8 protein-coding genes are annotated in these 11,417 nt (G+C 35.9%); 6 read left to right on the top strand and 2 right to left on the bottom strand.

All coding sequences use genetic code 11. From position 1 onward, the window contains the following. Positions 1 to 923 precede the first annotated feature (923 nt). Positions 924 to 1,622, bottom strand: coding sequence for a DUF4294 domain-containing protein (locus BXY75_RS11745; RefSeq protein WP_121907944.1), 699 nt, complete (start codon positions 1,620 to 1,622; stop codon positions 924 to 926). A 124-nt stretch (positions 1,623 to 1,746) separates the two neighbouring features. On the opposite strand from BXY75_RS11745, the gene BXY75_RS11740 reads away from it, so the two are divergent. From BXY75_RS11740 to BXY75_RS11720, 5 genes are all read left to right on the top strand, one after another. Beyond that, complete coding sequence (locus BXY75_RS11740) at positions 1,747 to 2,832, top strand: M42 family metallopeptidase (RefSeq protein ID WP_121907943.1); 1,086 nt, start codon at positions 1,747 to 1,749, stop codon at positions 2,830 to 2,832. A gap of 177 nt (positions 2,833 to 3,009) precedes the next feature. Beyond that, positions 3,010 to 4,476 (top strand): hypothetical protein, encoded by a 1,467-nt coding sequence (locus tag BXY75_RS11735; RefSeq protein ID WP_121907942.1) that lies wholly within the window; start codon positions 3,010 to 3,012, stop codon positions 4,474 to 4,476. Between the two features lie 270 nt (positions 4,477 to 4,746). Then, positions 4,747 to 6,192 (top strand): hypothetical protein, encoded by a 1,446-nt coding sequence (locus BXY75_RS11730; RefSeq protein WP_121907941.1) that lies wholly within the window; start codon positions 4,747 to 4,749, stop codon positions 6,190 to 6,192. An 84-nt stretch (positions 6,193 to 6,276) separates the two neighbouring features. Continuing rightward, positions 6,277 to 7,710 carry an MBOAT family O-acyltransferase gene (locus tag BXY75_RS11725; RefSeq protein ID WP_121907940.1) on the top strand — a complete coding sequence of 478 codons (1,434 nt, stop codon included), beginning with the start codon at positions 6,277 to 6,279 and terminating at the stop codon, positions 7,708 to 7,710. Further along, on the top strand, positions 7,670 to 8,659 hold the full coding sequence (locus BXY75_RS11720) for a hypothetical protein (RefSeq protein WP_121907939.1): 990 nt from the start codon (positions 7,670 to 7,672) through the stop codon (positions 8,657 to 8,659). Before BXY75_RS11725 ends, BXY75_RS11720 begins: the two co-directional genes overlap by 41 nt. Here BXY75_RS11720 and BXY75_RS11715 read toward each other — a convergent pair. Then, the gene (locus BXY75_RS11715) at positions 8,656 to 10,032 is read right to left on the bottom strand and encodes an alanine/glycine:cation symporter family protein (protein WP_121907938.1); all 1,377 of its coding nucleotides are present in this window, start codon (positions 10,030 to 10,032) and stop codon (positions 8,656 to 8,658) included. The genes BXY75_RS11720 and BXY75_RS11715 overlap by 4 nt on opposite strands. Before the next feature lie 75 nt (positions 10,033 to 10,107). Here BXY75_RS11715 and BXY75_RS11710 point away from each other — a divergent pair, with 75 nt between their 5' ends. Beyond that, positions 10,108 to 11,376 carry an acyloxyacyl hydrolase gene (locus BXY75_RS11710; protein ID WP_121907937.1) on the top strand — a complete coding sequence of 423 codons (1,269 nt, stop codon included), beginning with the start codon at positions 10,108 to 10,110 and terminating at the stop codon, positions 11,374 to 11,376. Positions 11,377 to 11,417 lie beyond the last annotated feature (41 nt).

Genomic DNA, 11,417 nt, shown 5'->3' with positions numbered 1-11,417 from the left:
AATAATTTTATACTCCGAATTATTCAACCTCAAAAAAATTCTCAGGTATTTAACTTAGTTTAGTTTTTCTTTGTCGATTACAATCCTTTCGAATCATAACCTACGCTGTCAATTTCAATATCTCAATGAACATGCCCTCCTTGTCCTTAGAACATCTCTCCACCTAAGTGAAAAAAAATCCTATCTCTATAGGAGCGCTTTATTTGGTGACGTAATGGAGTCGAACCACTATTTACAATCCTTTTCGCCGTTTTTTCAATTCCGCTGTTTCTCTAAGCGGGTGCAAACTTACAACAGTTTTTTAATCCTGCAATGGTTTTTTAAATATAATTTCAAAAAAATTTTAGACTGTTGTTCTGCGTTGCTTCGAGAAACAATTACTGCTTCTTTTGGCGGGTGCAAATATACTACAGTTTTTAATTCCTGCAATCTTTTTTGAAAACTATTTTAAGAAAATTTCAGACCGTTGTTTTTGCTTTGCTTTAACAACCGTAGCTGTTTCTGTAAGCGGGTGCAAAAATACAACCTCTTTTCCGTTTCCACCTAATTAAAATCAAAGTATTTTTCGATTTATTTTTAATATCCTGAAGTCTATTAATTTAACCAAAATCTGTGTTAGGGATTGCAGTGACATCCCCTTTAGTGCCGATGAAGTAGAGCGAAGCTCACTTCGCGACTACTATGGGGATATAACGAAAAGCCCGACCCTCCCGCTGCTTAATAAACAGAAGTCTCTAACTTTGAATCCAGTAACACTATTCCCAAAGATGATTGGATGATGAAGTTTAAGGGAGGGAAACACCCAAAACCTTAACAAATTCAATAGAATATCTCAAAAAAGAACTTAATACCCAATACTCGTTAAAATATGGGCGAATTACTAAAGTACTAGAAATAAAATTCTTGCACAAGAAAAGTGTGTGTTAATTTGAAGATGTCTTTTTATTCCAATGACTACTTAAGTCCAAATAGTCAATTTCAAATGCTGGCTGCTGCCGTTCCAAAATATTGGCCTGAAAAGATCGCTCCAGTATATCTTCAATAAGGTAGTCCTCTTTATTACCATATGGCTCGTACACTTCCTTTATCGATATTTCAAAAATGTTTGCTGTAGTATTATACCAAAATGCCCTCCAGCCTGAACGTAATTCTTTCACCAAGTCGAATGCCGTACGTCCTGTTTGCCTATGTATAAGTTTTACAAGAATCTGTCCTTCGGTACGGGTGAGGTTTTTAAGTTTTTCGGAAAACTCTTCTTCAATATATTTTTGCACTCTCTTTGTATATCGCCTACGATCCCGATTAGACTCTATAGAATTTAATCGTTCGGTCATGGTAGTTAACCTTTCGGATGCTAATTTAGCATAAGGGTACACCTTTCTGGTTTTACGCCTTAGGATTAAATACCTTCTACGGTCTTCTTTTGAATTAAAAGATAATTTATTAAGCAGAACAACCTCATCCAGATTAATAAATTCCCGGGAAATGGTATCTCCATCTACGATATAATAAGGAACGTCGATACTATCGCTTTTCTTTTCTTTGTATTCCTTTTCCGTTTGAGCAATAGAAGATGTAGCGAGCATGAGAACACTTATGTATATGTGTGCACAGAATTTCATGGATTTTTTACTTTTAGAGACTTTGTACTAAAATCATTCCAAAAATAAACAATTTGCTGGGCTCTATAATCAATTAATTGCTAATTTTGAATCCGTTGATTATAAAACCAATTGAAACTCTACTATGGCAAAATCTATATTAAATAAAAAATCACTCACTTTTTTAGAAAACTATCTTAATAATGCAGCTCCTACAGGATATGAATGGGACGGACAGAAACTGTGGATGGATTATCTGAAGCCTTATGTTGATGAGTTCTTTACCGATACTTATGGTACGGCTGTTGCGGTTATTAATCCGAAAGCCAAATTTAAGGTTGTTATTGAAGGACATGCCGATGAAATTTCATGGTATGTTAATTATATAAGTGATAATGGCTTGCTCTATGTTATTAGAAATGGAGGAAGTGACCATCAGATCGCACCATCGAAGATCGTAAACATTCATACCAAAGACGGAATAATAAAAGGAGTATTTGGTTGGCCAGCTATTCATACCCGAAATAAATCAAAAGAAGAAGCTCCAAAACCTGACAATATTTTTATTGATGTGGGAGCCAAAGACAAAGAAGAAGTTGAAAAGATGGGAATCCATGTTGGCTGTGTAATCACCTATCCAGATACTTTTCATATTTTAAATGGAGATAAATTTGTTTGTAGAGCCTTAGACAATCGCATGGGTGGTTTTATGATTGCTGAAGTCGCTCGCCTCTTGCATGAAAATAAAAAGAAACTTCCTTTTGGTCTTTATATTACCAATTCTGTACAAGAGGAAATTGGTTTAAGGGGAGCACAAATGATTGCAGAAAGAATTAAGCCGGATGTTGCCATTGTTACTGATGTAACTCATGACACCACTACCCCAATGATAGACAAGAAAAAACAAGGTTCGGTCGAACTCGGAGCGGGTCCTGTTATTGCATACGCACCTGCAGTGCAACAAAAGCTGAGAGATCTAATCACTACAACTGCCGAGCAGAAAAAAATTCCTTTTCAGCGTGCGGCTCTATCCCGTGCCACAGGTACCGACACTGATGCATTTGCTTATAGCAATAGTGGGGTCGCCAGTGCGCTTATTTCGTTACCACTTCGCTATATGCATACCACTGTTGAAATGGTTCACAGAGATGATGTAGAAAATGTAATAAAACTAATTTACGAGACTTTATTGAAAATGAAAAATGGTGAAACTTTTAGCTATTTCGAGTAGTATCGAACAATAGCTTTAAATCTTCATCCAAGGCTAAATGCTTGTTAGTCATAAAACTAACTGAATCAAACATATTTCTGCCATTTTATTAATTGGAATTAAATCGTTTAATAGCGTTTAATTCCGATTAAAAACATATTTTTGCTTTTCAAATTTCCAAATTCAATAAAATTACTTATGAAAAAATTTATCTATTTACTTCTTACCGCCGTGCTTATATCTTCTTGTAGTGTGGATAAGCTTGAAGAAACTTCAAGTCAGGAAAATCTGAAGTACGAATTAGCCACGGAAGATTCTAATCTAGGAACTTATAAAGGTGTATTTACAACTAATAACTCTGAATACCGAGCTATCGTAAATATCAATCTTCCATTGGATCAAATAACGAAACAAGCTACAAACGTTTATCCGATTGCGAGTATTACTTTAAATACAGGAGATACTTTTATTGCTAGATCTACTACTAGAGTAGAAAATGGCTTAGACATTACAAATCTAGAATTTTCTTCTAAAGATCTTTCATTTACATTTTCTGTAAATTCAGACGGAACAAATCCGGTTGTAAACAATGTTGTTTTTCTTGATTTAGAAAGTGCTATCTTAATTGCGAAACACTCGAGCAAAGCTCCGGTAGTGCCTATTACAGGAACGTATGAGTGTACGGTTTGTAATGATTTTCCCGGAATGAATATTGGAGAAACCCAGACCTTCAATATGATATACACAGGGGCCGGAAGTGGTACCACGACTATGACAACACAAGTTGTATTAGGAGGGCAATCATGGAACGGAATAGGTAAACAAGATACTTGCTCTACTTTTGGCAATTTTGACACGTGCCAGGTGGCAAGTGGTGACGCAGGTACAGATGTAGGATTCACAGTTCTTGGTGGTGCTGTAAAGTGGGAAGGTACACACAGGTATAATAAAAATGCCACAAATCCTAACGATTGTTCGGGAGCATTTGGTACTTGGAACTACCAAACAACCAGTTACGGTATACTAGCAGGAACTTTTGATAGTGATGCGCCTTGTTACAAACGACTATACAATAGAAGATTCCAAGCTTTCCGTGGATTGGGTTTTGAACCAAACGGAGCTAATGGAAAATTAAATTCAAACATAATTAAAGTTAATGGCATGAGCGATGGTGCGATGGCTTGGGGAGACACTAAATTATCGGGTGATTTTGCCAGAGGTTTGAGTACCGGCGGTGTTAGTACGGGAGGGATTTATGCTTTCAATACAGGAAATGGAAATTACGCTTTTGGAGTACAACCTGGAGGTAGTGATTTTACACCTGGTGATATAGATTTCAGAATTGTAAATAATACAGGGATGACAGTAAACGAATTCTTTTTTTCCTACACTATTTTTGTGAATAACGACCAAAATAGGTCAAATTCACTGAATTTTTCGTATTCAACTGATGGTGTTAGCTATACTCCGGTTGCTGCACTAAACTATACATCTCCAGTGACAGCAGATGGACTTGGATTTGTTAAAACCAAGAGGTCAACGACAGTTAACGCGACTGTGGCAGCAGGTAGTTATATCTATCTAAGGTTTTCAAGTGATGATGTTGCAGGAAGTGGTTCAAGAGATGAAATTGCTATCGACAATGTTCGAGTGCAAGGGATCTAATCTTTTATTTCTATAAATTTTTACAATAGGCTACCATTTTGGTAGCCTATTGTATTTTCTGAAGTTATACTATTTCTATAGAAAATCTTAAGAAAAACACAGAATTGATTTCCCCTATACTAAATAAATAGGATAATAGTATTTAGAATAAATTTCTTGAAACAATTAGGTGTTTTTGACCATTTGAATGATCTCAAAATTAACTCAAGTAGAACTAGGTGTTTAGAGCTAAATTATTACTTTTGTCAATCAAAAAAAAACTGAACTAGAATGAAAAAAATTATTTACTTATTTATTGCAACCTCACTTTTTATTTCGTGTAGTGTCGATAACAATGAAATGCTCGACAAACAAGAAAATCTTAAGTACGAATTAGCCACTGAAAATTCAAATCTAGGGTCCTACAAAGGTGTCTTTACAACGAACAACTCTGAGTACAGAGCGATCGTTGATATCAACCTTCCTTTGACTCAATTGTCTAAACAAGCTACAAGCGTTTATCCAATTGCTAGTATTACATTAAATACAGGAGAAACCTTTGTTGCTAAGGCCACTGCGAGAGTAGAAAATGGGCTGGACATTACCAATTTAGAATTTATTTCTGAAGACCTATCGTTTACATTTGTTGTAAATGCAGATGGTTCAAATCCGGTGGTTAGCAATGTAGTTTTTCGCGATTTAGAGAGTGCTATTTTAATTGCAAAACACTCAAGCAGAGCTCCAATAACTCCAATTACAGGTACTTATGTATGTGTAGCATGTAATGATCACCCAAGTCTTAATAATACTTCGACTCAGACTTTCAACATGGTATTTTCTGTTCCAGACGGGGTTGGTACTGTAACAACACAGGCAGTACTTGGATCAACTGTATTTAACGGTACAGGAAATCAAGACACTTGCGTTGTAAACGGGACTTATACAGATTGTAATATCGACGGTTCATTTACTGCTGGAGGTGCACCAATAACATGGGATGCATATCATTTATTTGACAACCAACCAAGCGGAGCGAACGACTGTTCTAGTGTTGGTGGAGTTTGGCATTGGGAGACTTTTAGTTACGGAACCATAACTGGTTCTTTAGTTAGTGACAACACTTGTTTAACCACTTTGTACACTGAGGATTTTCAAACATTTACAGGAGCAGGATTTGCACCAACTCCAACTGCAGGACAATTGGATTCTGATATAATTATTGCATCCGGGTTTTCTGGTACATTAACATATGGCGGAACTCAAACATCCGGTGACTTTGCAAGAGGATCTAGCGCAGGAGGTGTCACAACTGGCGGTATTTATGCATTCGATATTGGTTCTGGAAATATAGCTTTGGGAGTTCAACCTGGAGGTTCAGATTTTACACCCGGTACTTTCGACTTTAAGATTGAGAATACAACAGGAATGAATTTTACGAACGTCATTTTTAGCTCAAATATTTATGTCAATAATGATGAGGATAGAGGTAACACCTATTCCTTGACTTATTCTAATGATGGGGTTACTTATAACACTATCACGGCAAGTGAATTTACAACCACTGAAGTGCAGGATGCCTTAGGTTTTCAATTAAAATTTGGATATTTCAACAGAACATTTCCAATAACTCTTAATGCGGGTGATTTCCTATACTTACGTATAAACGGTGATGATGCTTTAGGAGCTGGAGCTAGAGATGAGTTTGCATTCGATCAAATCATTGTTCAAGCTTACTAATTAGCTTAACTTATATATTTTTAGAGAAAGGCTACTGTTATGGTAGCCTTTTTTTATCTTTAGCATCAAATTAATTTTCCCTAAGTGCTATTCAATTCCTTTGATTTCGGTGTCTTTCTTATTATTGTCTATCTCCTATATTGGAGTGTAGGCGTTAGCCGAAGAACTGCACAGAATGTCATTCTACTTATTGCGAGCTACGTTTTCTACGGGCTTTGGGATTGGCGTTTTCTTTCATTAATTGTGGCAAGTTCATTGATCGATTTTTCCGCTGCTAAAGCTATATTCAATAGCAACAATGGTCATAAACGAAAGTTATTTTTATGGATTAGTATTCTCTTTAATCTTGGAGTTCTTATTGTCTTTAAATACTATAATTTTTTCGTAGATAGTTTTACAGAATTATTCTCTCTACCTTCTTCTTCGGAAGGCTTTATGATTTGGGATGTAATTATTCCCGTTGGTTTGAGCTTTTATACCTTTCAGACAATGAGCTATACGATAGATGTCTATCGGAAGCGTATAAAGGCAACCAATAATCTGGTGGAGTTTTTATGCTTCGTCAGTTTCTTTCCGCAGCTTGTAGCAGGCCCTATTGAAAGAGCGGGCAAATTGCTCCCACAGTTTCAAAAAGTACGTAAATTTGATGTACAAAATTCCAAAGAAGGCTTACGACAGATCTTATGGGGATTATTCAAAAAAATGCTTGTGGCAGACAACGTTGCAGTCGTTGTTAATGCAATCTATGCTTCACCTGAAGATTATGGAAGTTTATCGCTTTTGTATGCTTCAGCGCTATTCTTTTTTCAAATCTATTGTGATTTTTCCGGGTATAGCGATATCGCAATAGGGACGGCGAAATTGTTTGGATTCAGATTAAGTAAGAACTTCAATATTCCGTATTTATCTCGTACTGTTTCCGAATTTTGGCAAAGATGGCATATTACACTTACAAAATGGTTTACTGATTACGTTTATGGACCCCTTATAAAAAATAGTAAACGAAACTATTTAATTAAAACGCTGGCGTTATTCGTTACTATGACACTAATTGGTCTCTGGCACGGTGCGAATTGGACATTTGTTGCCTTTGGTGTCTTTCAGGCAGTTACTATTTCCATAGAACGAATACCTATTCGATATGGAAATAGGCAATTCAGTCTAATTACATACCTGTCAAAGATACCCTTATCGCTCACCATTATTTATAGTTTTACATTAATAATGACGTCTTGTATCTTTTTTAGATCAGATTCGATTGGAACAGCAATTGCCATTATAAAACGTATTTTGTCTTTTATACCAAGTGAAAATTTCTCCTTCGTTATTGGTATGAAAATTCTCATCATTCCAATTTTAATTATAACCGAGGTGAGTACGCGATTTAAAGCATATCCGCTAGAAGGATTAGAGAAAAAAATAGCTAGACCACTTCGATGGCTACTTTATTATACAATTATATTTGCACTCATAAGATATGCAGGACCAAAAGAGCAGTTCATCTATTTTCAGTTTTAAGAATGGCCCCTTCGGCTTCTTCAAACAAGCACTGGTATTCTTTGTACCGGTGTTGCTCATATTCGCCTTAGCAGAATTAATGATTTTACAAATTCCTTTCAATTATACAATTACGAGTGATTATTTTAAGAATCATCACGACGAGATAGAGATTCTCGCTTTAGGACCTTCACAGACAAATAGTGCGATAAATCCTAAATACTTAAGCAACCCCGCAATTAGCTTAGCTTCGACAGCTCAGCATCATGGACTGGATTTCAATATTCTTAAACAAACAAGAGATCGTTTACCCAATTTAAAATATGTAATTCTCGAACTCTCGTATAGTCATCTTGAATTACCTCATAACAGTGATAATTTCTGGAAGAATGCTGTTTATTTAAAGTATTATAATGTGAATGCCTTCGGAAGAAATACTTATTTTAAGGATAAGCTTATTTATTTGTCAAACCCGGATATTTACTCCAAAAAGCTAATTGATCACTATTTTATAGGAATAAAGGAACCCAATTACAATAAATACGGATTTAACGAATCTGATTTTGAAGGCTCCTTTAAAAGTCTGGATTACAATGAAACCTCCATCTCCAAAATTCATAACTTCAGAATAAATACAACAACTGATATTGATTTATTTACTAAGAACACTCAATTTCTATTTGAGATGTTGGACTACTGTAAATCTGAAAAATTAAATGTGGTGGTTTGTACTATGCCACTTTATAAAACCTATTTGAAAAAGAGAAATCCTGATATTCTGAGACGCAGAGATAGTATTTTACAGATTATTTCCGTTAAATATGATAATCTTCGCCTATTCAACAAAGAAACCGACACTGTTAACTTTAGTGCCTCAGATTTTATAAATCAGAATCATTTAAACCCTAAAGGGGCAGAGAAATTTTCCAAAGCCCTCAACTTACTTATCAATAGAGAATTCAATAATTAGCTTTCTTTTAATTTCTGAAAATACCTTCGTGCCTCCTTTACTACCTTAGGTGCAAGTAAAATGGTGCTTAACATAGTTGGAATTGCCATTATCGCAAAAAAAGTATCTATTAAATTAACCATCATTAACAATGTTGTTGTCGCCCCCATCATAATGCTAGCAATATAAAAATAGTTGTAAATGTGTTTGTGTTTAGCACCAAATAGGAATGACATGCACTTCGTACCATAATAAGAATATGAGAAGAGTGAAGAAATACTAAATACTACAATACAGAGTAAAAGAGCATACTTTCCAAAAACAGGAATTGTTTCCGTAAATGCTTTTGCCGTTAAACTTACACCATTAGCATCACTGGATTCCCATACGCCTGTTACCAGGATCGCCAATGCCGTTAATGTGCATATTACTAATGTATCAATAGCAGGTCCTAACATCGCTACCAACCCTTCACGTATAGGCTCATTTGTTTTGGCTGCACCGTGAGCCATAGGTGCCGTACCAATTCCGGCTTCATTTGAAAATGCTCCTCTTCTAATTCCTAATAGTATTAATCCTCCTATTGCACCGCCTAGAAAAGCATCACCATTGTACAATGAAGCTGAAAAAGCTTCAGTAAAAATTAATAAAAAATATTTTGGGACTTGATCAATGTGAATTCCTAATATGATCATAACCATAATAAAATAAATCACCACCATTGCAGGGACCAACTTAGAAGCCGTTTTACTAATTCGGGACAGGCCGCCTAGAATAACAATTGAAGTAATTATGGATAAAACTACTCCTATAATAACATTGCTTTGAAATCCGTAATACAATCCGGCAGGTTTCAATAAAAGGTCGTTAATCGCTTGGGTTAACTGATTTACATTAAAAACTGGCAACGCGCCTACCAAACCCGCAACACTAAAAAGTACCGCCAAAGGTTTCCATTTTTTCCCCAAACCTTCTGTAATAAAATACATTGGCCCTCCTTGCATATCTCCATTGGAATCTTTTCCGCGAAACATTATCGCTAGAGAGGCTGTAAAGAACTTTGTCGACATCCCAATCACGGCACTTACCCACATCCAAAATACAGCTCCGGGACCACCAATAAAAATGGCGAGCGCCACCCCAGAGATATTTCCCATCCCTATAGTTGCAGAAAGTGCAGTTGTGAGCGCCTGAAAATGTGAAATTTCACCAACATCCAATTTATTATCGTACTTCCCTCTAAGAACAGCAATTGCATGTCCTAAATAGCGAAAAGGTAAAAATTCAATTCGAAAAATAAGATACAATCCACCGCCGATCAACAGAATTAGCAATGGGAGCCCCCATGCGATATTCGCCATTTCCTGGATAATATTCTTCAAAGTATCGATCATAGAATGCAATTATTTCTGACGAAAGTAAACTTTAATTTTTAAAATTAAACGAGTTATTGTTACTTGCATCGCTAAATGAAAAATTTTACTCTTTTTATACTACTGTTTTGTTCACTTAGCCTTTTTGCTCAGGATATTGAAATTCCAACCGTAAAAAAAGGCGTTATTTTCACTCCTGAAATTATGGGTGGAGTTACTGCAGAACCAAATTCAAACTTTCCGGAACACGATTTTCACAAACAGTTCATGATTGGTTTAGGATGGGAGCATGATACTAATTCTCAGGAGTGGGCGCGACGACTAAAAGGCCCCAGAACAGGAATTGCCTTCGGGTTGGCAGATTTTGGAAACAGAGATAGTCTTGGTTATGCTATTGTAGCTATGCCATTTATTGAATTTAATGCCTTCGGAAGAAAAAACTTAAAGCTTCTAGTGGGAATGGGAGGTTCTTATTTTACAAAAAAATACGATGCTCTTAAGAATCCGAATAATCTCGCCGTAACAACAGATCTTACTTGGTCATTCAGAGTTATAATGCATTATAAAATACTTTCGGGACCTAGACTTGATTGGCGTCTCGGAGGAGGTTTTTTTCATCATTCGAACGGGCATACAAAATTGCTAAATCAAGGTTATAATTCATTCTTAGTAAGTCTTTCTGCCGATATTAAACCATCTTCCGAAGAAAATAAAATGGAGACACCTTCATTATCCCCGCTTTCAAATTCAGTATATAGTTTTCTATCTATTCGTACAGGTTACGGAATTAACGTTCTTGGTGAGGCAGGCGATTTTAACGATAAGAAAGATGTGTACACTATTTCTGGAGTGTATGGGAGGGTTTATAACAATACCTATAAGTTGGGAATTGGATTGTATTATCGTTATTATCAACACTATTATGATTATATCGTAAATAATGAATCTTTAGTTCAGGACGGTAGAGAATTTGAGCATTTTAAAGAGAATCCGCGGTGGAATGCTTCTAATATTGGGATTAGCCTCAATGGAGAGGTTTTACTTAATCATTTTGGAATCGATCTTCAGATAGGGGTAAATATTCACAAGCCCGCTTATCAATTTGATTGGAGAATAAATCAAGGATGGAAAAATACACCAAGAGATATACCATTAACCTGGATGTTAGGTGAGTTCGATTCGAGCTATAAAAAGAAGAATCGTATTGCTTCCCGACTTGGGCTTAAATATTATATAATCGGCACAAGATCTCAACCTAAAAACAACTTGTTTATTGGCGCCAACCTCAACGCTAACCTAGGACAGGCAGATTTTTCTGAAGTATGCATTGGGTATGTTCACAGTTTCAATTTTAAACAAAAATAAACCCCCTTCAAATAAGAAGAGGGTTTAAATGCATAAGCTAA

This window comes from Ulvibacter antarcticus, assembly GCF_003688405.1.
GTDB classification, from domain to species: domain Bacteria; phylum Bacteroidota; class Bacteroidia; order Flavobacteriales; family Flavobacteriaceae; genus Ulvibacter; species Ulvibacter antarcticus.
This window is presented reverse-complemented; position numbering and strand designations above follow the sequence as displayed.

Coding starts and splice junctions, on each gene's coding strand:
- BXY75_RS11730 (WP_121907941.1), top strand. CDS start 4,747: ATGAAAAAAATTATTTACTTATTTATTGCAACCTCACTTTTTATTTCG.
- BXY75_RS11745 (WP_121907944.1), bottom strand. CDS start 1,622: ATGAAATTCTGTGCACACATATACATAAGTGTTCTCATGCTCGCTACA.
- BXY75_RS11720 (WP_121907939.1), top strand. CDS start 7,670: ATGCAGGACCAAAAGAGCAGTTCATCTATTTTCAGTTTTAAGAATGGC.
- BXY75_RS11710 (WP_121907937.1), top strand. CDS start 10,108: ATGAAAAATTTTACTCTTTTTATACTACTGTTTTGTTCACTTAGCCTT.
- BXY75_RS11735 (WP_121907942.1), top strand. CDS start 3,010: ATGAAAAAATTTATCTATTTACTTCTTACCGCCGTGCTTATATCTTCT.
- BXY75_RS11740 (WP_121907943.1), top strand. CDS start 1,747: ATGGCAAAATCTATATTAAATAAAAAATCACTCACTTTTTTAGAAAAC.
- BXY75_RS11715 (WP_121907938.1), bottom strand. CDS start 10,032: ATGATCGATACTTTGAAGAATATTATCCAGGAAATGGCGAATATCGCA.